This window comes from Nonlabens sp. MIC269, assembly GCF_001430865.1.
In the GTDB taxonomy this organism is placed as follows: Bacteria; Bacteroidota; Bacteroidia; order Flavobacteriales; family Flavobacteriaceae; genus Nonlabens; species Nonlabens tegetincola.
In genome coordinates, this window is the sequence record NZ_CP011373.1 from 35,892 (window position 1) to 61,706 (window position 25,815).

A 25,815-nucleotide genomic window follows, 5' to 3' on the forward strand; every position below is an offset into this window, starting at 1 on the left:
ATCGCCTATTTATTTAAGCAATTTGTTTTTCAAAAGCAATATAGTGCGTTGTCTGGTCATGGTATAAAGGAATGATGTTCACTTTACATTTGTAAGTGGTACCATCTTTTCTATGATTTACAATCACCTCACTAAAAGGTTTATGTTGTTTAATTTTAAAACGTATACGGTTTTTAGTAGCTTCTTTAGTTTGGTTTCCTTGTAGGAATCGTGGTGTTTTGTTTATTGCAAATTGAGTAGAATATCCTGTCATTTCGGAAAATCCATCATTTACCCAAATTATCTTTTGATCTTTATCAGTTACGATAATCGCTTCATAATCCATTGACTCAAATAGATTTTCAATGTTGTTATTCCATTGATACTCCTTAGCTAAATTTTTTATGGAGAAGAGATCCTGTTTTCTTTTAAGAGCAGAAGTGTAACGGTGATTACCATCCATGAAGATATCCCAAGACAGGAGTGGCATCATCTTAGGTTCAGCTGTTTCTAATTCTTTTTGAATGGATTGGTATTCTTTGTCATTTAAACTGGATAAGTAAATGTCAAGGCACATTAAATCTGTTAGGCTGTTGCTCATTGTTGCTGTTTTTTGGTGACTAGTTCAACAACATTATCGATTATTTCAATTTTTATGAAATTATCGATATTAAAATTCTGTTTAAGCCAGGTATTTTTCCTCAAACCAAAATGTTCCAAAAGGAACAACTGACATTACCAAGGCTATTAAAGTAGTTTTAAACTTCCATTTAAGCTGTGCTCCAACTAATATGGCAACTACTACATAAGCCAAGAATAAAAAACCATGTGCCATACCAGCAATTTTGTTGGGGAAACCAAAGTCAGCTAGGTATTTCAATGGCATAGTAACAAATAAAATAAGAAGGAAGGAATAGCCTTCAACAATAGCAAGATATTTAAAGAATTTAAGCATCTTTTTTCAGTCTTTTATCAGTGAGTGACAAAGGTAATTCAGAATCCTTTCCGTACAGTTTAATTTCTTGAATATCTGCCGGTAAATAATAGCCTTCTTCCATTAGTGCGCGTTTTACTCGTCCTATCACTCGACCGCGCGTGCTATTTGCTTTCCAACCAAAATCTAATGTATCTACCCAAAAGAAAACTTTTAAATTAACGGTACTCGTTGCAAGCTCATCTTCTATAACATAATTCACATGGTTCTCATCACTTATTACTTTTTCATCCTTTTCTAGAGCTCGCATAATGGTCGATTTAGCTAGTTCTATATCCTCGTCATAATCAATTCCTACTACAAAATCCCATCGATAGAATCCGTCTTCAGTATAATTGGTAACCGGTTGAGTTATCACATCTGAATTTGGGATATAAACATCCTTACCATCAAATGATTTTAGTTTTGTGTATCTAAACATTAATGCTTTTACTCTTCCAAAATTATCACCTATCTCCACGGTATCATTAACATTGAAAGGACGATTAAAACTTAAAATTACTCCTGCAATAAAGTTTTGTCCTATATCTTTGAAAGCAAATCCTAGTACCACAGCACTTGCACCAGCAGTGGCCAGTATACCAGCGCTTATATCTCCCAATCCAGCAGCGCGTAGAGCAACCATGATAAAAACGATGATAATAGTAAAACGTATCGCACGTCCTAAGAACCTGCTCATCAAGGGATCTTTGGTGCGCAATTTTACACTACTGGTTGTTAATCGCCCAATTAATGTGGCGATTAAAGTACCCAGTATGATAATAGCGAGACCTAAACCTAATCTAGGTAAAAAGGCGATGAAATTGTCGTACATCTGTACGGTGGTATCCCAGATTTTTTCATCTACGGGTACTTCATTTAGTTCTTGAAAATTCAACATACTTAAAATTACATAGAGCTGCTTATTAATTTGTTAAGCTTTAACTAAATAAGCTTTTATTAAGTGATCGACCTTATTTTTGTGGCATGGAGAATAAAAAGATAGTCATTATTGGTGCTGGAGTAAGTGGACTTGTAGCTGCTCAAACTCTTAAAAATCAAGGATACGAACCTATCATATTTGATAAAAACACTCATCCAGGTGGACGCGTACACACTATTGTTGAGAACAACGTAATAATGGATTTGGGTTTTCAAGTAATGTTAGATGAATATCCAGCAATAAAAGAGTATTTAGACACGTCATCTTTAGACTTAATCAAATTTGCTCCTGGAGCTGTAATCTTTAAAGACGGCCGTACCTACAAATTAGGTGATGCCTCTAGAGATCTTAAATTTTTATTACCTACGATATTTGCTGGTATAGGTACCCTAGGAGATAAATGGAAGGTTTTTACGCTTTCGCGAAAGCTAAAACAAAAATCACTATCTGACATATTTTCTACACCTGAGATAACGACCGAGCAATACTTGAAAGATTACGGTTTTTCAGATAAAATAATCGAAAATTTTTTCAGGCCTTTTTATGCAGGAATATTTCTTGAGGATAAATTGGTAACGAGCAGCCGAATGTTTGAGTTTGTATTCAAAATGTTTGCAACAGGAAACGCAACTGTTCCTGCAAATGGAATTAAGGCTATTCCTGAACAACTCGCAAATGACATTGATATTAATTACAATAAAGAATTACTCGAGGTAGTCGGGAATCAATTAACATTTAAGGATGGTAGTCAAGTTCAAAGCGATTATACTATAGTTGCTACTCCAGCAAGTGATGTTGTACCTAACTTACGTAACCAACAACAAGACTGGAAACAAACTACAGTATTTTATTTTAAGACCGACCATGAAGGATTCAAACAGCCTATCATTGGATTGCTCACTGGTAATGGATATGCTAATAATTTCCATTTTTTACATGATGTATTCCCAAATCATCAAAAAGTAATAAGTATTACGGTGGTAAAGAATTACACACAAACCGAAGAAGAGCTATCAAGTTTGCTTGCTCAAGAATTGAAGCAGGAAACTGGAATAGAGCTAGGTGACATGATCAAATATTTCAAGATTAAGAAGGCGTTGCCCGTGCTTAATAACCTTAATTATGCGTTACCAAGTACTGAAACGCAACTTACGCAGCATGTATTTCTTGCTGGTGATCATTTGAGTAATTCCTCTTTAAATGCGGCGATGCTTAACGGTGCCGCTGCAGCACAAGCTGTGATCGATAAAGCTGAAAATAGGGTAGTAGTAGGTTAATTTCCTACTATTTCTTGTGTATTTATATGAAGAGGAATTTTATATTCCTCTTCGTTTCATTTCTTCTTTAATTAATAGCAATTCACGACCCATTTGTCCTGCAACAGAAGTGTTTTCTTGAGCTCTTCGAATCAAATAAGGCATCACGTCTTTAATTGGACCAAAGGGTAATATTTTAAAGGTGTTGTGACCTTTATGTGCAAGATTATAGGTTAGATTATCGCTCATTCCATAAAGTTGACCGAACCAAACGTCGTTATGGTTAGCAGGTATTCCTTTTTCTTTAAGAATATCCATAGCTAGCAGTGTACTGTGTTCATTATGAGTTCCTATACATAATTTGATGCGGTCTAGTCGATCAAGAATAAACTGCATAACGTCATTGAACATCGCATCGGTTGCTTTTTTATTGATACAAATAGGAGATTGATAACCCATTTCGGCAGCACGTTCTCTTTCTTTCTCCATATAAGCACCACGTACGATTTTGGCTCCTACAATAAAATTATTTTGGGTCGCATCTTCATGTAGGTTTTTAATATACTCTAACCTATCATGACGATAGCATTGTACCGTATTATAAATTATGGCTTTGTCTTTATTATAACGCAACATCATATCACGTATCAAATCATCGGCTGCGTCTTGCATCCAACTTTCCTCACCGTCGTAGAGCAATGCCACATCGTACTGAGCAGCGGTTTTTGAAATTAAGTCAACACGCTGCTGTATGCGTTCCCATTCTGCTTGTTCTTGACTAGTAAGAGGTTGTTTTTCCGTAACCTTCTGCCAGATATAAAAGCGGCCAATACCCGTAGGTTTTACTACTTCAAAGGAAAGCGCTTCACTGGTAGAAGCTTTTTTAATAAGTTGGATTTTTTTGTCCACAACCTTATCAAATTCTGCTTCCTCTTCTTTACCTTCAACGCTATAATCCAGTATGGAGCTCACACCTTTACTGTACATTTTTTCTACAAGTGGCATACATTCATCCTCGGTAGTACCTCCGCAGAATTGTTCAAAAATGGTGCTCTTAATAAGCCCTTTTATGGGTAGGTTTAGATTAAGAGCTAGTACAGTAGCTTTGGAACCAAAGTTTACTAACCATGGTTTATCCATCATTTTAAAGATGAAATGAGATTTTTTTAAATCTGTATTACTCTTTAATGCAAATGCACGTTCTGTATTATTAAAAGGATTGTCTGCCATAATGCAAATATAATTGCGAAAACGATTTAGGAAACTGATAATTTTGTCGTAAAAATCGACTTTTTCACACAGTCGGACTTACTTTTGGCAATGTTAAGAAAATTACCGGTTTTGAACGATTTTTTAGCGGTAAGCTTTCGCGACCGATGCCTATAAATAGGCGAGGGAAGCACAGTTTTAATCAAAGTAAAAATATTTGACTCTATATATGGAATCAATTGAAAATCACCTATTCAACATCTATTTTCAAGAAGAAAGCTACACTAAGCTTAATGAGTACCTACAAACTAAGCAACCTAGCTCTATTTTCATTATGGTCGATGAAAACACCATGGATCATTGTTACCCAGTTTTTATGCCAGAATTGAAAACTGAAAGTAGAATTGAAGTAATCGCAATTGATCCTGGAGAAGAACATAAGTCAATTGAAACTTGTAGTGGTGTGTGGAGTGCGATGGTCGAATTAGGAATAGACCGTAACAGTCTTGTAATCAATCTAGGTGGTGGCGTAATTACAGACCTAGGTGGATTTGTAGCTAGCACCATTAAAAGAGGTGTAGATTTTATACACGTTCCTACCAGTTTATTAGGTATGGTCGATGCAGCAATAGGCGGCAAAAACGGTGTAGACTTAGGACCACTTAAAAATCAAATAGGAGTTATTGTTCCACCTATAATGACTTTAATTGACACAAGATTTTTACGTACTCTAGATGAGCAGCAATTAGTCAATGGAAGCATCGAAATGTTTAAACACGGTTTAATAGCTGATAAGGCATATTGGAACGACATGATTAATGCCGGTAAAAACTATTATAATGACATATTTGATCATTTAATTTTTCAAAGCGCCGTAATTAAAAACGACGTTGTAGTTAACGACCCTACTGAAAAAGGGGCTCGTAAAGCTCTTAACTATGGGCATACAGCAGGTCATGCTATCGAATCTTTTTGTCTAACTCAACCAGATCAACCTGATGTTTTGCACGGCGAGGCTGTGGCTGCAGGAATACTTGTAGAGTCCTTTTTAAGTACTAGATATACTGGTTTATCTCAATTAGAATACGATTCTATTAAAAACTGGTACAAAGGACTTGGCTTTACTTTTTCATTTACTGACCGTGATATACAAGATATGATTCAATTGATGGCTCATGATAAAAAGAATGTCAATGGAGAAATACGATTTGTTCTTTTGTCTAGCATAGGCGATTTTGTCACTGATCAAAAGGTGGAAAATGAGGATATTGTTTTAGCTTTCCATGAATTGGCTACAGTTTAAACGTTATTCACTTCCTGAAAAGCTCTTTTTTAAGTTAAAAATGTCTAGAAGAAGTTGAGGTGTAATTAGTTTTTTCTAATTTTAGAACACCTCAAAATTCTAGTCTTATGAAAAATGTTATTGTAGACTACAAAAAGCTCACTCCAGAAATGGTTGCGTTACTCGTAGAAAAGTATCCTGCTGGTTACGGCGATGAAGACATCATAACCTTCAAAAACCATAAAAATGAAACCATTGAAGCGGTTGAAGTATTAACTGAGGATACAAAATACTTGGTTAAAATCTCCAAACGCCTCAGTGCTCAAATGGATGCTTTTGACCTTGACGATTACGATGAAAAAAGTATGGATGACCCAGATGCTCTACCTGAAATGGATGCGCAAGGAAAAAAGGTTTGATCGTTACTTAAACAAATCCATACCTGGAATGTTAGGCATTCCATCTTTTGCAGCTGCAGCTACTTCTTGGTCATAAATACCTTCAGCTTTGCTTAATGCCTTATTAAGAGTTAAAATTAAATAGTCTTCTAACTGTTCTTGGTCCTCTAGCAATTCTGGATTGATAGAGATGTTTTTAATTTTTCTACTAGCTGTAACCGTAACATTTAATAGATTGTCGCTGGACTTCTCATCTATTAATATGGTGTCCATACGTTGTTTAGTAGCTTCTACTTTTTCTTGGGCTTCTTTGATTTTTCCCATCATTCCCATCATATCTCCAAACATAGATCTAAATTTTATTTGCAAAAATAGACATTTATAACCTTACAGTCATGATTTGAAATGCTTATTGAATAGTGAGTTAACGATGACAATTGCTTGGTAATATCTGTGTATCTTGCGCCGGTTAAAAAAAGAGCATACATGAAGTTACCTGTGGCAAAAAAAATACCGCACGTTCACGAAAAACACGGACATCAAAGAATCGACCACTACAACTGGATGAGAGAAAGAGACGCACCAGAGGTTCTTTCATATCTGGAACAAGAGAATGATTATTACGATGCCATGACAGCTCATACCGATGATCTTAAAGAATCTCTTTTTCAAGAAATAAAAGGTAGACTTAAAGAGGATGATGAATCGGTTCCTTATCTATTTAACGGATATTGGTATTATACCAAAATGGAAGTAGGTGAGAGCTACCCATATTATTACAGGCGTAATGACGCCACTCAAAAAGAAGAGCTATTATTTAATGTAAATGAAATGGCTCAAGGTTACGACTTTTACAAGTTTACCGGGATGAATATCTCGCCTGATAATAAATTAGCCGCTTTTGGAATTGATACAAAGGGTAGAAGAGAGTATACTCTTATGGTAAAAAACCTTGAAACAGGTGAGATACTGGATGTAGCTGTTCCTCTAACCACTGGTGGTTCCACTTGGGCAGCAGACAACAATACTCTCTTTTTTACAAGAAAAGATCCAGAAACTCTAAGAGCAAATCGCATTTTTAAATATAAATTGACCAACCCTGATAATGATGGTGAATTGGTTTTTGAAGAAGAAGATGAGATTTACAACTGCTTTGTGTATAAAACGCTATCGCAGGAGTTTATAATGATTAAATCCTCTTCTACATTATCTGATGAGGTCCGTTTTATAAAATCTAATCAACCAGACGCTGATTTTCAATTATTTCAAGAAAGAGAAAAGGAATTAGAATACAGTGTAGCACATTACAAGGATCATTTTTTCATCATGACTAATAAAGATGGAGCTACCAATTTTAAAATAATGCAAACGCCCTTGCACCTTACCGAAAAGGAAAATTGGGAAGACTTAATAGCACATGATAACGATGTTCTTCTAGAGGATTTTAATCTATTTGAAAAGTTCCTTGTAGTTTCAGATCGATTTAATGGACTTAATAGGATTAGGATTAAGGCATGGGATGGCACGTCCGATTACTTTCTGCCTTTCGATAATGAAACGTATACGGCATATACTGGTGCCAATCTACAGTTTGATACAACAAAATTACGCTATGTCTACAACTCATTAACAACTCCAGCAAGCGTTATAGAGTTTGATATGGAAACCAGAGAGAAAAAGGTACTTAAAACACAACCTGTAGAGGACGCAGATTTTGATCCTAGTAATTACACGTCACAGCGAGTTTGGGCTACTGCACCTGACGGCACCAAAGTACCAATAAGCTTGGTTTACAAGACTAGTATGAAAAAGGAAACCGGTAATCCTTTACTTCTATATGGTTATGGTAGTTATGGAGCAACTATAGATCCTTACTTTTCAATAGCTAGACTCAGCTTACTTAATAGAGGCTTTATATACGCTATCGCCCACATACGCGGTGGTGAGTATTTGGGAAGAACTTGGTATGAAGACGGTAAAATGTTTAAAAAGCGCAACACGTTTACAGATTTTATTGCATGTAGTGAACATCTCATTAAAGAAGGCTATACTTCCAATGAACAATTGTATGCTAGCGGTGGTAGTGCTGGTGGACTACTTATGGGAGCGGTTATAAACATGGCACCACAACTATACAACGGTATATTAAGTGCTGTACCATTTGTCGATGTCGTTAGTACCATGCTTGATGACACTATTCCATTAACAACAGGTGAATATGACGAATGGGGTAATCCCAACCATAAAGACAGTTATGAATACATGCTCAGTTACAGTCCTTACGATCAAATAAAGGAGCAGGATTATCCTAATATTCTCGTTACAACGGGTTATCACGACTCACAAGTTCAATACTGGGAACCAGCAAAATGGGTAGCCCGCTTACGCGAAAGCAAAACAAACGACAAACTTCTCTTGTTCAAAACCGACATGAAAAGCGGTCACAGCGGTGCATCTGGTAGGTATGATGCACTCAAAGAAGTAGCGCTTGAGTATGCTTTTCTTCTTGATTTAGAAGGAATTACAGACTGATAATTTTTGTGTAACTTTGCCACGTTTGTGCCAAAAAATGGACACACAGTAAACCCTATATATGAACCAAGATATACAAGCCTACGATAATGTGTTGCAACTCATAGGAGAAACACCACTTATTAAGCTTTCAGAAAAAGTAGCCCCATATTCAGGTAATTTTTATGCAAAAGTAGAGGCTTTCAATCCAGGACACTCTTCAAAAGATAGAATTGCTTTACATATCATAGAAGAAGCAGAGCGAAAAGGAATCTTAAAACCAGGCGATACAATTATAGAAACTACAAGTGGTAACACGGGTTTCAGTATTGCTATGGTAAGTCGTATAAAAGGGTATGATTGTATTCTGGCTGTAAGTTCAAAATCAAGTGCCGATAAGATTGACATGCTTAAATCTATGGGTGCCAAAGTTTATGTATGTCCAGCACATGTAAGTGCCGATGATGAACGCAGTTATTATCAAGTAGCAAAGCGTTTACACGAGGAAATTAAAGACAGCATCTATATTAATCAATACTTCAATGAACTTAATATAGACGCTCACTACAACAGCACAGGTCCTGAAATTTGGAAACAAACAGCAGGTAAAATCACACACCTTGTAGCTTGTAGTGGTACAGGAGGAACTATATCAGGAACAGCTCGATTTTTAAAAGAACAAAATCCAGATGTTCAAATTTTGGGAGTTGATGCTTATGGTAGTGTTCTTAAAAAGTACCACGAGACTCAAGAGTTTGATAAAAACGAGATTTACCCATACCGAATAGAAGGACTCGGTAAAAACTTAATTCCTACAGCAACAGATTTTGAAGCTATAGACAGCTTTACCAAAGTAAAAGATGAAGACGCTGCTCACATGGCTCGTTTTATATCGCAGCATGAAGGATTATTTGTAGGTTATACTAGTGGTGCAGCCATGCAAGCTACAAAGCAATTAGCTGCTCAAGGAGTTTTTGATAAGGATGCAGTTGTAGTAGTTATTTTTCCAGATCATGGATCTCGTTATATGAGTAAAATATACAATGATAAGTGGATGGAAGAGCAAGGTTTCTTTGATTCGGTATCAACAGCTACTCAGCAACACATTGAGTACGTTAAATAAGTAGTTAACTTACCTTAAATTACTTGTATTTTCTTAGAGTATCAAATATGATTTTTGATACCTAGATTTTTATTCTTAAAAGTTACTGGATATCCGACTGTTATTAACAATTATTGATAATTTAACGTCGCTGCACGTGCGCAATATCCGTTAAGTTTTGCAGTATATCGTATATTTGCCGATTAGAAATCGGTTTTATGAAGGATTTATTTGAGAAAATTTACAAGGATAAAGGACCACTAGGAAAATGGGCAAGTGTAGCCGAAGGTTACTTTGTGTTTCCTAAATTAGAAGGACCTATTGCAAATCGCATGCAGTTTAATGGTAGAGAAGTTATTACATGGAGTGTAAACGACTACCTAGGTCTTGCCAATCATCCTGATGTAAGAAAAGTAGATGCAGAAGCTGCCGCAGAATATGGTAGTGCCTATCCTATGGGTGCTCGTATGATGAGTGGTCATACTGATTTACACGAACAACTTCAAAACGAGCTAGCAGAATTTGTTAATAAAGAAGCTGCATATTTATTGAACTTTGGGTATCAAGGTATGGTTTCTACAGTTGATGCGCTTGTTTCTAAAGATGACGTAATCGTTTATGATGTAGATGCTCATGCTTGTATTATCGATGGTGTGAGATTGCACCACGGTAAACGTTTTACTTATAAGCACAATGACATTGAATCTATTGAAAAGAATTTACAAAGAGCTACCAAAATCGCTGAACAAACTGGCGGTGGTATACTCGTTATTTCAGAAGGTGTTTTTGGGATGCGTGGTGAGCAAGGTAAATTGAAGGAAATTGTTGCACTTAAAGAAAAATACAATTTCAGACTCTTTGTAGATGATGCTCATGGATTTGGAACTCTTGGTGCCACAGGTGCTGGTGCTGGTGAAGAACAAGGAGTACAAGATCAAATCGATGTTTACTTTGCGACCTTTGCAAAATCAATGGCTAGTACTGGTGCTTTTATAGCGGCAGATCAAGAAATCATTGATTACTTAAAATACAACTTAAGATCGCAAATGTTTGCAAAATCTCTGCAAATGCAATTAGTTAAAGGAGCATTGAAGCGATTAGACATGCTGCGTTCTATGCCTGAACTTAAAAACAAGCTTTGGGAAAATGTAAATGCTTTGCAAGGTGGTCTTAAAGAAAGAGGTTTTGATATAGGAACTACACAATCTTGTGTAACACCAGTATACCTTAAAGGAAGTATACCAGAAGCAATGGCTCTAGTTAAAGATCTCAGAGAAAACTTTGGTATTTTCTGTTCAATCGTAGTTTATCCAGTTATTCCTAAAGGATTAATCCTATTAAGATTGATTCCTACAGCTTCACATACTATGGATGATATCAATGAGACATTAGACGCATTCTCTGCTATTCGTGACCGTTTAGAAGGTGGTGTTTATAAAAGATTAAGCGCAAGCGTTGCAAAAGCAATGGCTTAATTCTTACTTTTATATATAAAAAACCCGATGTGACAACATCGGGTTTTTTGTTTTACTCGCCTATCACGCAACCTTTTTGATTATTTTACATCTCAAGTAAAACCGACTATATGAAAAATCTTTTCCTTTGTAGTTTTTTAATGGTAATTGTTGCGTGTACACCTCGTTTAGAAAACGATACGCGATTATATTTAGAAGCTACTATTATGGAACCTGATGGTTCCAGAGCAACCGATGTAGAAGTGGTACTGTCTAATTATCGTATCATAAACAGGTTGTTTTCTAGAGACAACGCAAAGTTTTCTGAGCCAGATCGTGATTTCATTTTAGGAAGAGCTTTTACAGACGATGAGGGAAAAATTGAAATGACAGCCTTGTCAGCAACTAATTCTCTTTTTTATCTAACCGTTTATAGAGATGACCAACCTTTACAAGATTATCGCATTAATAAAAAATCATTTACAAATTTAGAATTACTTATTCCTGAAGTTCCTATTAAGGAAGAACTCGATGTGATTTTAGTTTTTCAAAGTTCTACAGGAGTGAATAACGATCTTGACATACAAATTGTAGCGGAATCGATGGACTGTCCGTTACTTTATGAAAATGGAACTTTTCAATTACCCAGTTCTATAGAGAACTTTGAGTGTAATCCTCAATTTATTGGAGTTCCAGCTTCTGAGAATCCGCAACAAGCTCCTGTAACCACACTAGCCCCATCACAAATGGAAGTAAGCATTTTTAATGGTACGAGTACCACAACAAGCACTATTCAAATTGATGCAAATACACAAACCTATGTTATCAATTACTAGAAGTTTTTTTATCGCTTGTTTGTTAGTTCTAGGAATTTTTAGTGAATGCACAGCTCAGGAACAAGATAATGATCCTATATTAAATGATTCCACAAGCGAGGATTCAGGTCGCAGAATATTTGCTTTTGACTGGTACTTACAACAGCCCATTCCTACAGGTGATTCCTTTGTTGGGTCCAATTTTACAGGTAGGCTAGGATTTGGAACAGGATTACAGTTATATCCGTATAAAAACGTGTATCTAGGCGGAGCCTTGAACTTTGATTACTTCAAAAACGATAACTCTTTAGATACAGGAACTTATGACAGGTCGCATCGTTTTAATGCCTATTTTTTTGCCGGTTATGAGTTTGTTCTTCACAACAAGTTTAGAGTTGGAGTAGATGTAGGTTATGGTTACACTCAATTTAGAAATCGACAATCTCCCGAACAAGGTAATGGAGTTTTTAGAGACTCAGGCTCCTTACTCAAATTTCGTTCGGCGCTAGAGTATCGTTTTGCAGACTCGTTTTCCATGGTACTTTCACCTAGTTTTGAGCAAGGTTTTTATGATATAAAAGCTTCACCTAATCTCATTGAAAATTTTGAAACTGCTAGCTTTTTCACTTTATCGTTAGGAGTGAGGTATCATGTTGACAATTTATCCAATGCTCAAAGAAGTCGCCAAATTATAACCGAGGATCAGGAGCTCAAAGATTTATTAAGTCGGGACCATGATGACTTATCTATTAGTGAAAAACGTCGTAAATATTTTTTACTAAAAAAACAGAAACGAATTAATAGAAGAAATGCTAGACGATCCAATTTGCCCTAATTGTATAAGAGCTCTTAAATTAGGTTTATAGCAGTTATGCGATAGGTAAGTGTTGATCACGCTTTCGCGAAAGCGTAATCAGAAAAACATTCAATTATTATACAGTGCATCAAGAGAGCGTTTTAACAAGCCAAAACGATCTGAAAACCTAGTCATCATTCCACAACTGTCAGTCTCAAAAAAAGGTGCCGAAAATTAGCTTTTATGTTGATATGCAATGAAACTCCATAACAAGCATATTCAATATTGAAATCAGGACGATATTGTGAACGGAATTTCAAAATTTCCATCCAATAAAAAAGCGCTAGAATGAGTTGCTTTTTTTATCTCTAGTCTTTGTTACGATATAATTTATTTTAATTCACTCGACAATTTATTTATTGATTCAATTACTTTTTTTAGCTTCAAAGGAGCTTTAGCGTAAGAGTAATTTTTTATTTCATAATCTTCAACAATATTGGTGATAACCAAAGATGTAATTCTTGAGCACAATAATATCACAGTCGAAAATGAACTTTCGTACTGAGAATTATCATTTACCGCAGAATATAATTGACGAATACTTATATACTCTGAGTGAATATGATTTGAATACAAAGAATGAATTCTTGATAAGTTACCAATTTTTATCAATGGATATATATCGTCCAATTTAATTAATCTTGCATATGATGGATTTATAAATCTTTTTCTTTTAGCAACTGGTACTTTTTTGAATTCATCTAACTTTCTGATTTTCCTTAATTCTTCAGCTAATTCATTCCTCATTTTTTTAATCGGTTCAAAATCCTTTGAGTGCTTTTTAGTTAGCTCAATTTGTTTCCTCAATCCTTGTATTTTAAATACATATGCTCTTATTTCTTTAGAATATTCAGAGTCAACAAAAAACATATAGGATAAATTAATGAATGTTTCTATTTGAAGTCGTGCGATAGAATAAACAGCTGTCAGGTCATTTATTTTTATTTGCTTATCACGAATTTCAATTAATTTCCCACTTGTAAGAGTTAAAAGCGTTTCGTTATGAAAGGTTATTTGGAATAGCAATTTTTCAAAAAGTCCTGCATCTTCAAACTGTATTCCAATCTTATATAAATCTTGAGTACACTCAATAAGAAGGTAATTTAATTCAGTTAAAATCGCTTTTTGATTAGACAAAGAAGAGTCATTAACTAATAGTAAGGCTTGTATACTTGTTCTTTGTTGTTCGTTCATAATAGTTTACCACCGTACACGACCAGATTATGGCTAGTTCACTCAGTTCTATTGTGTACGGTAGTCGTTGGTTTGGTTAGTGTTTGGTTTTCTCAAATATACTTAAACGAATAAAAATTTAGTAAGAGTGAGGATTGAGAAAATGAGCCTTTTTTATACTGAAACTAGGATTATGTTATGATCCAAATTAGGCTAGAAATTAATCGAAAAAACGTTTTGTTTTTTAGCTTAGTTCATTGTTAGCTTTAGTAATTTGTTCGAATATAGGATTGTTTCCGAAAGAAAGATTGATAAAATCTGTTTTCTTAAAATGTTTTTCGCAGTTTTTTTCATTTTATTTTTTCAGTCAGAATTGAAGTCAGAGTGGTGTATTCAAGTTCAGTCATTGATTTTTTTGGAATAAGGTAGTTTTCTTTGTCAGACATTAGGTAAACAAACATCTCATTAATCTCAATAGGTTTAAAATCAGTCCATTTTTCAATAAATTTTTCATTTTCTTGAATTATTGTAAATGAATTTTTAGTCAGAATTAATTTGTGATTTTTGATTTTTTCAACTCCATCTAAATAATCCTTTACTTTTTTTCTCTTTCCCCTTATTCCATATACTTTAATCAGATAAATTATCAGATTAGTTAAGAAAATAAGTCCCATAATTATAGTCATTATATGAGTTGAATTTTCGAATATTACGTTATATAAGAGAACGGAAAACAGCAAGGAATAAATCAAAAGGTTCTGAAAAGGTCTTTTCGTCGTAGTACTTTTGAAATAATTCAATTGATTTCCATTGAAATATACTTCTTCAAAGTCTTTTCGGTTAAATTTTAATTCTATTTCTATTGATTGGTTCAAAGGTATGGTAACACGTATGGGTTATGGCGAGTTAATGCAGAATGCGCAGCGTTCTAAAGTGTACGGCAGTCGTTGGTTTGGTTAGTGTTTTGTTTTCTCAAAGATACCCAAACCGTGTAAAAAGAGTTGTTTTTTACCTCATTTCTTTGAGGACAATAGTTTTTAAATTCCCATTAAAATTTTTCATTCAAATCTTGTCTTCCAACAATCGTCACTATTTCCACAATATTTTCATTGACTTTATAGAAAATACTATCAACTCCACATACGCAACGTCTATATCCTTTTTTAATATAGTCTACAGATTCAAAGGAAAAAGGACGTTCAGCGATTATATCAAAATATTCAAAAAAAGACTCAAAATATTTATCTGCTTGGATCATTCCGAATTTTTTAACTCCGTAATGGTGAATCCGAATCAAGTCATTTTTCGCTTCATTCGTCAGTTTGTATTTAGCCATTTAACAAAGACTTTGATTGAGCTAAAATACTTTCTTTACTATCATTCGTATATCCGCTATTTTCAGCATTTTCAATTTTAGCTCGAATCCAATCAATTTGAATTTGCTGTTTTCGGGCTTGTCTAATTAAATCGTTAACTAATTCGCTTTTGCTAGAATATTCTTTACTGTCCACTTGGGCTTTTAGCCATTCATCGTTTGGTTTTGTAAAAGAAATACTTTGTCTTGACATAATTACATGTTTTGATGTAAAAATACACCAAATACGAACCATTCCCAAATAGTAGCTAACATACACAGGTCATGGCGAGTGTACACCGCATTTTTGGCCTTCTAAAGTGTAGGGTATTCGATGGTTTGGTTAGTATTTTATTTTCTGAAAGATACCAAAACCAGAGAAAATTCCGCAGGAATTATCGGATGAGCAATGCCCAAGCTATTGCAAATAGGTCGTGTTCTAGATCATATTATCTTTCAGCTAAATAAACTTTTTCATCGATGAAAATCTTGATCAGAGTATCCTTGTCCCGTTCTATTTTCGCGACAATGACTGGTTGCGTAGCGTAAACTATTCCACAATAGGGCGCTTTTACTGTTTCGCCACCCCATTTTATGGGTTCTAACTTAATTTCAATATTTTGGTTTTTATATTTTTGAAAATCAAATATCATTGTTCGCGCATCTATTTGACTAGATATCTCCACTTCGCTAATTTTATCTAAATTTTCGAGAATTACCTCACCATCAAAATTTGGCTTCATTTTTCTGATAATTTTTTTCGAAGCATCTCTCAAAACAATTTCAGCAAGCCAAGCTGGGTTATCGTCAATTGCTGAGATAATAGTCATTTTTTGACGATCTGGGGTTTCTGATTGGGATTTAATCGTGATATTTTTCGTAGATGTGATTATTGGAAGCGATGATTCCTTATCAAAAATTAATGTAAGTGTGCTGTCATTTAATTGGTAAATACCTTTGTGCTTCACGACCTCATTGCCATTACTTTCAATAATTCTAAATTTCGAGTCTGTGAGTATTATTTTCGATGCTAAGGCATTATTTTTTGAATAATACATCTTTGTAGCACAGCTAGAAAGTAAAATCCCTATAAATACTAAGTAATAAATCGATCTTGTGGTCATATGATGCACAACGGTCTAGTGTAACCGTCAGTTACGGGTTTAAAGTTAATGATTTCCGGTTTAGCACAGTTGTTAGCAATTCCGACTGGATTCGGACGCAGTCGAATCTGCTGTAATAGTGATTATATATTGTGGTAAAACGTTTTTTTCTTACATCTTAATATTCCTGTCGAGCCAATTCTTTGCAAAAAGCTTTTTATCATCAGCCAAAAGTTCTTTTAGGGATACTTTTTCAAAAGATGTACAACCAGAACAAACAGAAACTAATTCATTAGAATTTTTTATTTCAGAAATCAAATTCAATTCAGTTTCATTTAGTTTGTATTTTTTGACCTCGGTTAGTCTTTCAAGTATTATAACCGACATATATTTTTCCGCGTTATTTTTAGATTTCAGTCGTTTAGAAATCCACTTGTAATTTTGCTTATATAGTTTTTGAGTATACTTTTCTACCGTTTTTGAAGGTTGACCAGCAAAGTAACATGCAAATCCAACCATTTCATTTCTATCCACATTTTCTTGAGCGTTCAAAACGCTAAAAATTCCTATTAAAAATGTAGTTATTATAATTTTGGCTCGCATTTTTCTCAAATGTTTTTACAACACGACCAGATTATGGCTAGTTCACTCAGTTCTATAGTGTACGGTAGTCGTTGGTTTGGTTAGTGTTTTGTTTTCTCAAAGATACTTAAACGGTGAAAAAAGAGTTGTTTTTTACCTCAATTCTTCTTAATTGTATGTATTCAGTACGCTTTCGCGAAAGCGGAATATCAACCTAAATCCCTAATTTCAATAAGTATCCAGGAATACATGTTTATGTCATTTACATAGAAGTTTGAAATTGCAGCGAACTGTTTTACAGAATCGAAATGATAAGTAATATTACACTGATACAAAGTATAAAACAAAGAATAGTAAGGAACCTGATTCTTCTATTTTCCTTTATCATTTTATTCTTAATATCAGATTTGATTAAAGTTAATTCGGCATCAGAGATATTGGGTGATTGTTGTTTGTACTTACCTGTATCCTTACCACGACCAGCAACTCGATTTTTTAATCTGGCTTTGGACTTTTTTGAAGAAAGTAACTGTTTGTTGTTTTTTAATTTTCTATTTAAATCTAATAAGTGTCCAAGTCCTAATGCCATTTTTTCTAATGCTTTAATAGGCTATTTACTAGGTAAAAATAATTTCATGTTCTTAATTTCTACCTCATCAAGATGTCCCATTTGAAGCTCATCCTGCGTTATTAAATGCATGTGTACAAAGGAATCGTGATGTGTAAAAATTCCCTTGTGCTCGGTAGAGTAGAAGCCTACAATCTCAACAGCCTCATCATATAATTTATAATTTACTTGACCTTGGTGAGCTTCCTGCGGTGATGAAACTACAGCACCATCAGGTAGGTTTTGAATATGAATGTGAGCGCTTGCAACATGACCAGCGAGCTTAAAAGCAAGTGGTTTTTTCATGTCCTTGACCTGATTACTGATGAATGTTTCTAATTGTTTAATGTTCTTTACACTAGCAGGAACATCGACTTGTTTCCATTCTTTTACATGGGTATAAACAAAAAAGGGCGCACCGACTTTATAAGTTTTTGTCACTTTCATAGCGGAATCTGTCACCACGGTAGACACGTAACTACTACCATCGTTGATGAGTAATTCACCTTGTAGATAACTCACGGGACCTATCCCATAAAGTCCTTTTTTATCGGAAATGCTATCTAATTGTATGTTACTGCCCAGTTCACCTTTCCACATGACATTTCTCATGGCACTCACCACTTCAACGTCGGCATAGGTTTTTTCTTCCTCAGTGGTTTTCTTCTTTTCGGCTGAATGACAACCTAAAAGTAGGCTGGCTAGCACAGCAATTGCAGTATATGGTAATTTCATAGGATTTGTGATGGTCATACTTTTAGTAAAACTAAGATACAGCAATCCTATCAAACTGTTTTTCTGCCTGCAAGGACTACATAATACTAAGGGTTATTGGTTTTTACGCTTTCGCGAAAGCGTAATTACAACTACTATAAAACCCTAAAAAATCAGATCGCTACTCCTATACAATGAAGAAAAAAAGCAAAGTAAAAAAGCTGTCCTAAGCGGACAGCCTTTAAGTGGACTAAACATGATTAGACAATTACCAAGCGCCTATAAAGTGACTGCCAGGTACATTGATAAGTTGCGCACCCTTAGTTACCTGACCGCTTTCTGTATCGATAACATAGATGTTTCCATCTTTACCTACAGGTGCTTGGGTGAGGTAAATATCATTACCGTCAACAGCAAAACCTTGATACTGGAACAAGTAGAAATCAGGCTCATAAGGAATTTGATCAATTTTTGTAGCCGTTTTAGCATTCAAATCAACAAGGGCAAAGTATCCTTGAGCACCAGCTACACCATCTTGTGAACCATCATGACGATAAGCAACTACTGCTTTACCATTTGCCGCTGGTCTCCATGCCAAAATATAAGAACCAGTTACTCCTAATGCTTGATCCAGACTAAAAACATAGGAATCATCGTACTGATTGTTAGGGCCAATTTTAAGAATGTGTGAACCATTAGGATCGCCTTGATTTGCCTGATAAACACTACCGTTGTATTCAAAGGCGTTAATGCTGCGGTAACCATTTGTATTACCTGTTCCTACACTTGAAGTAATCACTTGTGGATTGTTTAAACTAGGGTAATCTAGAACGATAGTTTTGGAACCTAAAATTTCATAACCGCTATCACTATCTAAAGTTTGCGGATCTATTTTACTTAAACGTCCACCTATATACAGTTTGTCGCCTGCAGCATTTAAAGTAGGCATGTCCACACGTGAGAAATAATACCCATTTGCTTCTTCTTGTGATGATAACGGCACACTTATCTCTTGAAAGTTTAGGATTCTAGAATCTTGTAGATCTAGTGTTACAATTCCTACGGTAGCTTCTGTTCTTAAATAAGTATCATCTGTAGCATCATTAGGCGTACCATTGTCATCTACTTCATGCTCTGTAGAAACATATACGGCGCAACCAGTTTGATCACCTCGAACAACTTTATCCATCTAGGAGCTGTTCCTACATAAGGTGCGATACTTATTTCTGTTCCTGTTTGTACAAAATCCTGACCACCATTAACGGTATATTTAGTGTAATTACCGCCAGTGTCACCGGCATAGCTTATATTGAAGATGGTGCTTCCATCTTCTGAAGCTTGTAAACGAGCTGTACGGTTTGATGGAACTATAAACCCATTATCAAAGGGTTCAATAGAAATGCTAGGGTCTTGAGCATCTTCTTTACTCAGTGAGTAAATTAAGGTACCTCCATTACCATCACCAGGATTTGTTCCCATGCGTGCTGCGGCAACAGTAATCCACCTATCTGCATTGTTAGTAGGTTCATTAGGTGATTCATCGTCGTCGCTACAACCTACTACTAGAGTAAGAGCAGCAATGGCGATACTTATAGATCTAAATTTTAGAAATCTTTTTTTCATAGTTATTGTGATTAAAATTTGTTGATGAAATAGTTGAGTTTTAAATAAAATGCTCGACCAGGCTTTTGAACAGACCGGTTATCAAAAGCATCGGCATTGAAAATGTTTTTTATATCAAAGCTTAGGACTATATCCTGTTTAGGAAAAGCATAACTGAAGCCAAAATCGTGTACAAATTGGGTAGGGATTAAGAAGGCATCTAGACCGCTTACATTGCTACCTTGTGCTAGTTGGTATGAAAATTCATCGGTGAAGTAATGGTTGTAAAACAAATCAAGTCTAGCCTTTTTCTGTAAGAAATTTTTAATGGAATACCTAACGGCCGTATTCATAGTAAATAAAGGTGTATTAGGAATATCAACAGTTTGGCCACGGCGGTTTTGAGTTTTTAATCTAAGTTTTGAGACATTAAAATTGATGCCCAAATTATTATCGTAAGTGTACTGTACTTGGGCTTCAAAACCTCTAGAGTTTGTTTCTTCATTGAAATTGTCAAACTGTACCAGTTCATCATTTTCACCTAGCTCTTCGGCATTTGCTGGTAAGCCTATCAAGTCTTTTATACGTCGAGAAAAGAGGTTAGTAGAAAGACTGATCTCATGCTTTTTATACGTATACTTTCCTAATCGAAATCCTAGATTTACATTTTCACTAATTTCTGGCTGTACAGTTAGGTTAGGGATAATATTGTCACCAGCATCACCAAAAACTTCATTCTCGCTAGGTAAACGTATTGCTCTTTCTGCCGAAAGTAAAACCATAAAGTCGTCACTTATGGCGTACGAAGTGGCAAATCCGTAACCGTTGTAATTTTTATTGCTGGTGAATACCTCATCAACAATTTGAGTGCGGTCATCATTAAATTCTGGTTTGATGTTTTCTACCTTCTGGCGGTAATGTTTACCAAAGGCGTTTAGCTTCCATCTATTTTCAAAAAGATCCAGTTCATAACTCAGCGAGTAAATGTTTTTATACAAATTGCTGGATTGAGCCAAAGAATTCTCTAACGTACTCAACCATCTATCCTCATCCACGCGATCCAGACCACTGTACACATGATTTACAAGAATCCTGTTATCTTGATTAAAAGCATAAGACAATCCAGATCTTATGGAAGCCACTTTCCTATTAATATGTAATAGGGTAGGACCACCTTCTTGTTGTGAGCCCCATGTGTATTCAAATTCGTTTCCTTGAAAATCAATAGCTCTATCGCCAGTCCAGCTATAAGCCTGTGCTACAGTATCGTTAACCACACGATTGCGCTGGCCTATAAGACCGTTTACATTTACATCAAGACCTTTTACCAATAGATCCTTCTTCTGGTAAGTCAGATTGGCAAGCAGTGCATCAGACTCTAGGAACCTTCCTTTGTAAGGGATTTTGGTAACAAAAGCACCATGTTGTACTTCTTTGTAATCATCTGATCCAGTAAGGCCTACAAAAAATTGATCGGCCCAGGAAACATTGGTGTAACCTACTTGAAGGATACCACCTACTGATCTATAAGCATCGTGAAATCTGCGTGCTGTAATACGTGTTTCTTGACCACCTAATCCTATGTCCACAATAGTAGGACCACTTATTTTATAATCGTTGTCAGAATAGTTGTAAAAACCAGAAGCTTTGACTGTAAAACCAGATTTGTCCAGCCTATATAAGCCATTTACATTAGATTGAAAGGTATTGAATGATCCATAGGAAACCGACGCATTTAAATTACTTTTTGTTCCTTTTTTTAGAATAACGTTAATTACGCCACCTAGAGCATCATCTGCCAGGTGACCAGGCACTACACCTTTATACACTTCAATATCCTCAATAAGTGCTGGCGGAATGCTATTTAAATTAAAGGAAGAACCGTACATCGATATAGGAATTCCATCAATAAAAATACTTACCGAACTTCCTGACAAACCATTCAAACTGTACTGGACCTGTGAACCCAATCCACCATTTTGTCTCAGTTTTACACCAACCGCATTATTTAATAACTCATTGGTTTGAATGTTTCTAGTCCCGGCTTCTTCGGTATTTATAAGTGTTACCGAAAAACCTTGAGTTTCCTTGCGGCGTTTGTCCGTTTCAGTTTTTACTAGCACTTCCTGCAATTCTTGTAAATCGGTAGATTCAAGAATAGGGTATAGGCTCGTTAAAGGTTGATCGATAGTGATTGTTTGCGTGAAGGGTTTTGCATTTAACGAGGTAATTTCAAGAAGATAAGTACCGTAAGGAAGATTCTTGATTATGAAATCACCTTTAACACCAGCAGTAGCCTCTTTTTTGAAGTTTGTGTTCTTTACAATAATAGATGCTGCAAGTGCTGGTTGATTAGTATCAAAAAAAACATATCCCTGAAGGGTACCTTGTTGTGAATAAGATTTTATTCCACAAAGTAGTACCATGCTTATTACCCAAAAATGTTTCAATGGTTCAATTTTGGGTGCAAACTTATTCTCTATTTAGATTTAATCCAAATAAAAATAACATATAAATTGTTTTATTTTAAGACTAGAATCAGATTCTATTATTAAACAGTTGTTAGAGTGCTATTTATAGAATTTTTGAGTTTACCATTCACTTTTTTACAGCACGGATATAATGTAAAAGGTGGGTACTAGTTACGCTTTCGCGAAAGCGCAATCAGTATAGAGCAAGTTTGTACCTATCATTTTAGGTACTTGCTTAACGACGAAATAGTTTTATTCGAGGAAGGAACTAACTGACAAAGAATATTTTGGCAATAGTAAATTAAGAATTGACTGATGATATGAACACAAAAATTAGTTCATTAAAAAAGGGCTAAAAAGAGTTTGTTTTTTATCTCAGTTCTTTGTGATTTGAAAGTGTTCATTTTTCTAATAAAAGAACTTTTAAATCTTACTTATAAACATTTGGATCGTGTTTCTCCATGTAAAATTCTGGATTTGGAATTTCTGTAAATCCGAATTTCTTGTATAACCATTCAGCCGTATTGGTAAGTAGAATCCAGCGTCTTAACCCTTGAAGGTTGGGATGATTCATAATTTCTTCCATGAGCCACTTGCTCAAACCATTACCGCGATATTCATTTAAAACATAGACGTCACCTAGGTAAGCAATAGTAGAGAAGTCTGAAATTACTCTTGCAAAACCAATTTGTTGACCTTGATCATACACACCAAAACACAAAGAATTCTCAATCGACTTCTTTACAGTGTCAATTGGAATACCATGTGCCCAATCGGTTTCTTTAGAAAGAAATTCGTGAATACTAATCAGGTCCAATTTGCTTTTATCTGTCGAAATAGTAAAATTATCTTTCTGAGCTTCTCTATGTGTCATGATTGGTTGTAATTAAGTAAGTCGCATAAGGTTTCAACCACAAATTTAAAGCAATAAGAAATGATTTGAGCAATTAGATAATCATTATAATCCTTAAAACAAATACACTACTGATAAAGAACATATCTAGGCGGTTTTAAACCATTTAAACGCAAGTGGACAAGCATTTGACCTCGATGATGAGTAATATGATCGGTAAGTAATAATAAAATTTGCCTTTTAGTTCTATTGGCACCAAAATAATCCAGTCGCTCGCTTAATTTATTCGTATCAAAACTCTGGATAAACGCTATTGTCTGATTAAAGGTTTCTTTGATTTTGGCAATCATCTCCGCTTTACTTTTTTTATCCACTTTTAGTTCTGTATCGGTGTTCCAATCTCTAGCAGGTCTTCCACCCATTAAGGATTGACTGTGCCAATCCATGGCCCAACCTATATGCATTAAGTTTTCAGCAAAACTGAGAGATTCTTCAGTAGGGCGATAGGAATATTGCTCTTCGGGCATGGTTTCTGCCACCAGAATCAAATATTCTTTAGATCGTTCCAGCCGTTCAATATATTCATTGATAAAGTCATCTTCTTGCGCTATGGCAGGTTGCACAGCAAAAAGCAAAGCAACTAATAGAGTGAAATAAAAAAAGTACGAGGTATTTTTCATTGAACTAAGTTATTTTTTTTAGAAGAACATTTAGGTTTTTCAATTACTGTTCAAATAGGTTTTCTAGGTGGAGCGATTCTGTTTCAATAAAATAAATACTCCATTCACCGTATTCATAATTACCTAAATTTTCTGCACGGCTAAAAAAGAAATACTTGCCGTCTCTAGAAAATCGAGGACTGCTTTCCTCATCCTTTGTGTTGATAAGGCTTCCTATAGGTTTGGCCTTGCTCCATCCATCAACCGTTTTTTTTGAAATGAATATATCTTCACCACCGGTTCCTCCTGGAGCATCGTAAGAGTTAAAGACAAGATACTCACCATTTGGAGAAAGTACAGAAGAATAAATCCAGGTTTTATCATCTTCAAAAATGCCATTAATCACTTCGGGTTGTGAAAATGTTTCTCCATCATAGGTAGTTGTATACAGTTTTACACTTTGTGTACCGCGCATCATCGTGGTGTAATAGTACCTGTAATTGTCGTTGGTAAAAAAGAAATTATTGTTGGATGACGGCCATTCTTCCTCTTTAATTTGAACTTCATTGATAGGTTCTGGTAAAGGTTTTGGATCGCTCCATCCATCTTTAGTTTTTTCCATCATCCAGATATTCATATCAAAATTCCCTAGATTGGGTTTATCAGGAATCGGTCGTTCTGATCCAAAGAAAAAATACTTACCATCAGGAGTAATAAAGGCGGTTTCGTCACGGTCTGTCGAGAATTGGGCTAGGGTAGGAGTTGACCAGGATTCATTTAGAAATCGAGTGACATAGATCTTTTGTTTTTCTCCTGGAACTCTTCTAGAAAAGTAGGCTGTAAGCCCATCTGGAGTAAAGGTGATATCAAACTCGCTATTGTCACTAGTTGAAATTACTCCTTCGGCAAAAGGAGTAGGCGTGGTTATAGGTTGCGAGGCATAGGCTATTTGGGATGTTTTTTCCTTACTGTCACAACCTATCAAACCGAGGACTATAGCAACTGCTAGGGTTACAATAAAATACTTCAAACTCTTTTAATTTTTTGATTGATTGACAGCATGCACGACTAAATAGTCGTTAAGCATGAGTCATAATCTTTTAAAGATAGATAAAATAGAGTTTATGTAAGTTAATTAGTTGTTGTAAAAGATGTTACAGTTCATTTACTTCATTTAAGGTGTACAACTGGAACTCTACTTCCATACTTTTTAGGTATTCTTCAAGGCTTTGGTCAAATCCAACTTCTTTTCTCTTCAAATTAACCGAATCTGCATTTTTAACAGGCCACAAGAAATAGATCCATGCACCTTGTTTATTGGCTTTTCCTTTGATTTGAGTTCCATAAATCTGTTCTTGACCTTGCTCCATCAGGTTCCTATCTTCCATCATCGCAAGGGATGTTTGAGTTATGTCACCAGCCGCTGCAGCCTTTCTAATCAATGGTAAATAGGTGCCTATTTGTTTGGAATGTTGTATGACGTAAAAAGCCGCTTTGTTTGCAGGTTCTCCTACTAAGGATTTACCAGGATAACCATATTCTGCAATGATTTTTTCGATTTTAGCTAGATTAATACTGTCAATTTGTTGCATGAGTTCAAATCGTTTAATTCCTTCAATATCCGATTCATTGATCTGCATTTGTACTAGTAATTCTGCTTTTCTTTCATCACTTACATTTCCATTTACAAGTTCCCTTATTCCTTGATCTTTGATTAAAATGGTCTCCAATTCATTTTTCAAATCCATATTCATTTCCACGTGATCGGAGTGATCCTTTACATCTTGTTTATTACAACTTATAAAGCTTATCATTAACACGATAATTACCATTTTATGAATTTTCATTTTCATATTGTTATAAGGTTACAAGTAGGCTTAAGTATTTAATTGTGGTTAAAGATACCATGTTTTAAGTAA

At 35.2% G+C, this 25,815-nt stretch carries 26 protein-coding genes and 1 pseudogene; 8 read left to right on the plus strand and 19 right to left on the minus strand.

Annotation, left to right across the window (positions count from 1 at the left end; all coding sequences use genetic code 11):
- Nucleotides 1-13: 13 nt before the first annotated feature.
- The 3 genes from AAT17_RS00210 to AAT17_RS00220 form a co-directional block, all read right to left on the minus strand.
- The gene (locus tag AAT17_RS00210) at nt 14-580 is read right to left on the minus strand and encodes a PAS domain-containing protein (protein WP_060522398.1); all 567 of its coding nucleotides are present in this window, start codon (nt 578-580) and stop codon (nt 14-16) included.
- Between the two features lie 81 nt (nt 581-661).
- Nucleotides 662-934 carry a DUF3817 domain-containing protein gene (locus AAT17_RS00215; protein WP_042279193.1) on the minus strand — a complete coding sequence of 91 codons (273 nt, stop codon included), beginning with the start codon at nt 932-934 and terminating at the stop codon, nt 662-664.
- On the minus strand, nt 927-1,853 hold the full coding sequence (locus AAT17_RS00220) for a mechanosensitive ion channel family protein (protein ID WP_060522399.1): 927 nt from the start codon (nt 1,851-1,853) through the stop codon (nt 927-929). The genes AAT17_RS00215 and AAT17_RS00220 overlap by 8 nt, the downstream gene beginning before the upstream one ends.
- A gap of 86 nt (nt 1,854-1,939) precedes the next feature.
- On the opposite strand from AAT17_RS00220, the gene AAT17_RS00225 reads away from it, so the two are divergent.
- On the plus strand, nt 1,940-3,172 hold the full coding sequence (locus AAT17_RS00225) for an FAD-dependent oxidoreductase (protein WP_060522400.1): 1,233 nt from the start codon (nt 1,940-1,942) through the stop codon (nt 3,170-3,172).
- Nucleotides 3,173-3,211: 39 nt separating this feature from the next.
- Here the strand turns inward: AAT17_RS00225 and AAT17_RS00230 are convergent, their stop codons facing one another.
- On the minus strand, nt 3,212-4,381 hold the full coding sequence (locus AAT17_RS00230; protein ID WP_060522401.1) for a proline dehydrogenase family protein: 1,170 nt from the start codon (nt 4,379-4,381) through the stop codon (nt 3,212-3,214).
- Nucleotides 4,382-4,589: 208 nt separating this feature from the next.
- Between AAT17_RS00230 and aroB the strand changes: the two genes are divergently transcribed.
- Complete coding sequence (gene aroB / locus AAT17_RS00235; RefSeq protein WP_060522402.1) at nt 4,590-5,663, plus strand: 3-dehydroquinate synthase; 1,074 nt, start codon at nt 4,590-4,592, stop codon at nt 5,661-5,663.
- A gap of 107 nt (nt 5,664-5,770) precedes the next feature.
- On the plus strand, nt 5,771-6,061 hold the full coding sequence (locus AAT17_RS00240) for a hypothetical protein (RefSeq protein WP_042279188.1): 291 nt from the start codon (nt 5,771-5,773) through the stop codon (nt 6,059-6,061).
- A gap of 3 nt (nt 6,062-6,064) precedes the next feature.
- Here AAT17_RS00240 and AAT17_RS00245 read toward each other — a convergent pair whose 3' ends face one another.
- Nucleotides 6,065-6,388: a YbaB/EbfC family nucleoid-associated protein gene (locus AAT17_RS00245; RefSeq protein WP_060522403.1), complete on the minus strand. Its 324-nt coding sequence runs from the start codon at nt 6,386-6,388 to the stop codon at nt 6,065-6,067.
- A gap of 138 nt (nt 6,389-6,526) precedes the next feature.
- On the opposite strand from AAT17_RS00245, the gene AAT17_RS00250 reads away from it, so the two are divergent.
- The 5 genes from AAT17_RS00250 (at nt 6,527) to AAT17_RS00270 (ending at nt 12,757) form a co-directional block, all read left to right on the plus strand.
- On the plus strand, nt 6,527-8,572 hold the full coding sequence (locus AAT17_RS00250) for a S9 family peptidase (RefSeq protein WP_060522404.1): 2,046 nt from the start codon (nt 6,527-6,529) through the stop codon (nt 8,570-8,572).
- Between the two features lie 61 nt (nt 8,573-8,633).
- Complete coding sequence (locus AAT17_RS00255) at nt 8,634-9,674, plus strand: PLP-dependent cysteine synthase family protein (RefSeq protein ID WP_042279181.1); 1,041 nt, start codon at nt 8,634-8,636, stop codon at nt 9,672-9,674.
- Nucleotides 9,675-9,871: 197 nt separating this feature from the next.
- Nucleotides 9,872-11,128 carry an aminotransferase class I/II-fold pyridoxal phosphate-dependent enzyme gene (locus tag AAT17_RS00260; protein WP_060522405.1) on the plus strand — a complete coding sequence of 419 codons (1,257 nt, stop codon included), beginning with the start codon at nt 9,872-9,874 and terminating at the stop codon, nt 11,126-11,128.
- Nucleotides 11,129-11,238: 110 nt separating this feature from the next.
- Complete coding sequence (locus AAT17_RS00265) at nt 11,239-11,943, plus strand: hypothetical protein (RefSeq protein ID WP_060522406.1); 705 nt, start codon at nt 11,239-11,241, stop codon at nt 11,941-11,943.
- Nucleotides 11,927-12,757 carry a hypothetical protein gene (locus AAT17_RS00270; RefSeq protein WP_060522407.1) on the plus strand — a complete coding sequence of 277 codons (831 nt, stop codon included), beginning with the start codon at nt 11,927-11,929 and terminating at the stop codon, nt 12,755-12,757. The genes AAT17_RS00265 and AAT17_RS00270 overlap by 17 nt, the downstream gene beginning before the upstream one ends.
- Before the next feature lie 351 nt (nt 12,758-13,108).
- On the opposite strand, the gene AAT17_RS00275 is transcribed toward AAT17_RS00270, so the two are convergent.
- The 14 genes and pseudogenes from AAT17_RS00275 to AAT17_RS00340 all read right to left on the minus strand — a co-directional run bounded on the left by AAT17_RS00275 (nt 13,109) and on the right by AAT17_RS00340 (nt 25,743).
- Complete coding sequence (locus AAT17_RS00275) at nt 13,109-13,972, minus strand: hypothetical protein (RefSeq protein ID WP_060522408.1); 864 nt, start codon at nt 13,970-13,972, stop codon at nt 13,109-13,111.
- A 329-nt stretch (nt 13,973-14,301) separates the two neighbouring features.
- Entirely contained in the window at nt 14,302-14,625 is a 324-nt protein-coding gene (locus AAT17_RS13245; RefSeq protein ID WP_157539174.1) for a hypothetical protein, read from the minus strand.
- 374 nt (nt 14,626-14,999) lie between these two features.
- A complete protein-coding gene (locus tag AAT17_RS00285; RefSeq protein WP_060522410.1) occupies nt 15,000-15,287 on the minus strand; it encodes a type II toxin-antitoxin system RelE/ParE family toxin in 288 nt (95 codons plus the stop codon).
- Complete coding sequence (locus AAT17_RS00290; protein WP_060522411.1) at nt 15,280-15,519, minus strand: hypothetical protein; 240 nt, start codon at nt 15,517-15,519, stop codon at nt 15,280-15,282. Before AAT17_RS00290 ends, AAT17_RS00285 begins: the two co-directional genes overlap by 8 nt.
- Nucleotides 15,520-15,754: 235 nt before the next feature.
- Nucleotides 15,755-16,363 carry a hypothetical protein gene (locus AAT17_RS00295; protein ID WP_060522412.1) on the minus strand — a complete coding sequence of 203 codons (609 nt, stop codon included), beginning with the start codon at nt 16,361-16,363 and terminating at the stop codon, nt 15,755-15,757.
- Between the two features lie 216 nt (nt 16,364-16,579).
- Nucleotides 16,580-17,020 carry a hypothetical protein gene (locus tag AAT17_RS00300; protein ID WP_157539177.1) on the minus strand — a complete coding sequence of 147 codons (441 nt, stop codon included), beginning with the start codon at nt 17,018-17,020 and terminating at the stop codon, nt 16,580-16,582.
- A 265-nt stretch (nt 17,021-17,285) separates the two neighbouring features.
- The gene (locus AAT17_RS00305) at nt 17,286-17,579 is read right to left on the minus strand and encodes a hypothetical protein (protein WP_060522414.1); all 294 of its coding nucleotides are present in this window, start codon (nt 17,577-17,579) and stop codon (nt 17,286-17,288) included.
- A 21-nt stretch (nt 17,580-17,600) separates the two neighbouring features.
- Complete coding sequence (locus AAT17_RS00310; protein WP_060524891.1) at nt 17,601-18,332, minus strand: acetolactate decarboxylase; 732 nt, start codon at nt 18,330-18,332, stop codon at nt 17,601-17,603.
- A gap of 247 nt (nt 18,333-18,579) precedes the next feature.
- Nucleotides 18,580-19,934, minus strand: a pseudogene (locus AAT17_RS00315) (hypothetical protein).
- A gap of 11 nt (nt 19,935-19,945) precedes the next feature.
- Nucleotides 19,946-22,363, minus strand: coding sequence for a TonB-dependent receptor plug domain-containing protein (locus AAT17_RS00320; protein ID WP_367379281.1), 2,418 nt, complete (start codon nt 22,361-22,363; stop codon nt 19,946-19,948).
- Nucleotides 22,364-22,814: 451 nt separating this feature from the next.
- Complete coding sequence (locus tag AAT17_RS00325; RefSeq protein ID WP_060522416.1) at nt 22,815-23,258, minus strand: GNAT family N-acetyltransferase; 444 nt, start codon at nt 23,256-23,258, stop codon at nt 22,815-22,817.
- 107 nt (nt 23,259-23,365) lie between these two features.
- Nucleotides 23,366-23,917, minus strand: coding sequence for a DinB family protein (locus AAT17_RS00330; RefSeq protein ID WP_060522417.1), 552 nt, complete (start codon nt 23,915-23,917; stop codon nt 23,366-23,368).
- Between the two features lie 43 nt (nt 23,918-23,960).
- Entirely contained in the window at nt 23,961-24,926 is a 966-nt protein-coding gene (locus tag AAT17_RS00335; RefSeq protein ID WP_082586860.1) for a PD40 domain-containing protein, read from the minus strand.
- Nucleotides 24,927-25,050: 124 nt separating this feature from the next.
- Nucleotides 25,051-25,743 (minus strand): DUF6624 domain-containing protein, encoded by a 693-nt coding sequence (locus AAT17_RS00340; protein ID WP_253279774.1) that lies wholly within the window; start codon nt 25,741-25,743, stop codon nt 25,051-25,053.
- Between the last annotated feature and the right edge of the window lie 72 nt (nt 25,744-25,815).

Excerpts from the sequence above, each read along its gene's own strand:
- AAT17_RS00210 (WP_060522398.1), bottom strand. The coding sequence starts at position 580 with ATGAGCAACAGCCTAACAGATTTAATGTGCCTTGACATTTACTTATCC.
- AAT17_RS00215 (WP_042279193.1), bottom strand. The coding sequence starts at position 934 with ATGCTTAAATTCTTTAAATATCTTGCTATTGTTGAAGGCTATTCCTTC.
- AAT17_RS00220 (WP_060522399.1), bottom strand. The coding sequence starts at position 1,853 with ATGTTGAATTTTCAAGAACTAAATGAAGTACCCGTAGATGAAAAAATC.
- AAT17_RS00225 (WP_060522400.1), top strand. The coding sequence starts at position 1,940 with ATGGAGAATAAAAAGATAGTCATTATTGGTGCTGGAGTAAGTGGACTT.
- AAT17_RS00230 (WP_060522401.1), bottom strand. The coding sequence starts at position 4,381 with ATGGCAGACAATCCTTTTAATAATACAGAACGTGCATTTGCATTAAAG.
- aroB (WP_060522402.1), top strand. The coding sequence starts at position 4,590 with ATGGAATCAATTGAAAATCACCTATTCAACATCTATTTTCAAGAAGAA.
- AAT17_RS00240 (WP_042279188.1), top strand. The coding sequence starts at position 5,771 with ATGAAAAATGTTATTGTAGACTACAAAAAGCTCACTCCAGAAATGGTT.
- AAT17_RS00245 (WP_060522403.1), bottom strand. The coding sequence starts at position 6,388 with ATGTTTGGAGATATGATGGGAATGATGGGAAAAATCAAAGAAGCCCAA.
- AAT17_RS00250 (WP_060522404.1), top strand. The coding sequence starts at position 6,527 with ATGAAGTTACCTGTGGCAAAAAAAATACCGCACGTTCACGAAAAACAC.
- AAT17_RS00255 (WP_042279181.1), top strand. The coding sequence starts at position 8,634 with ATGAACCAAGATATACAAGCCTACGATAATGTGTTGCAACTCATAGGA.
- AAT17_RS00260 (WP_060522405.1), top strand. The coding sequence starts at position 9,872 with ATGAAGGATTTATTTGAGAAAATTTACAAGGATAAAGGACCACTAGGA.
- AAT17_RS00265 (WP_060522406.1), top strand. The coding sequence starts at position 11,239 with ATGAAAAATCTTTTCCTTTGTAGTTTTTTAATGGTAATTGTTGCGTGT.
- AAT17_RS00270 (WP_060522407.1), top strand. The coding sequence starts at position 11,927 with ATGTTATCAATTACTAGAAGTTTTTTTATCGCTTGTTTGTTAGTTCTA.
- AAT17_RS00275 (WP_060522408.1), bottom strand. The coding sequence starts at position 13,972 with ATGAACGAACAACAAAGAACAAGTATACAAGCCTTACTATTAGTTAAT.
- AAT17_RS13245 (WP_157539174.1), bottom strand. The coding sequence starts at position 14,625 with ATGGGACTTATTTTCTTAACTAATCTGATAATTTATCTGATTAAAGTA.
- AAT17_RS00285 (WP_060522410.1), bottom strand. The coding sequence starts at position 15,287 with ATGGCTAAATACAAACTGACGAATGAAGCGAAAAATGACTTGATTCGG.
- AAT17_RS00290 (WP_060522411.1), bottom strand. The coding sequence starts at position 15,519 with ATGTCAAGACAAAGTATTTCTTTTACAAAACCAAACGATGAATGGCTA.
- AAT17_RS00295 (WP_060522412.1), bottom strand. The coding sequence starts at position 16,363 with ATGTATTATTCAAAAAATAATGCCTTAGCATCGAAAATAATACTCACA.
- AAT17_RS00305 (WP_060522414.1), bottom strand. The coding sequence starts at position 17,579 with ATGGCATTAGGACTTGGACACTTATTAGATTTAAATAGAAAATTAAAA.
- AAT17_RS00310 (WP_060524891.1), bottom strand. The coding sequence starts at position 18,332 with ATGAAATTACCATATACTGCAATTGCTGTGCTAGCCAGCCTACTTTTA.
- AAT17_RS00325 (WP_060522416.1), bottom strand. The coding sequence starts at position 23,258 with ATGACACATAGAGAAGCTCAGAAAGATAATTTTACTATTTCGACAGAT.
- AAT17_RS00330 (WP_060522417.1), bottom strand. The coding sequence starts at position 23,917 with ATGAAAAATACCTCGTACTTTTTTTATTTCACTCTATTAGTTGCTTTG.
- AAT17_RS00340 (WP_253279774.1), bottom strand. The coding sequence starts at position 25,743 with ATGAAAATTCATAAAATGGTAATTATCGTGTTAATGATAAGCTTTATA.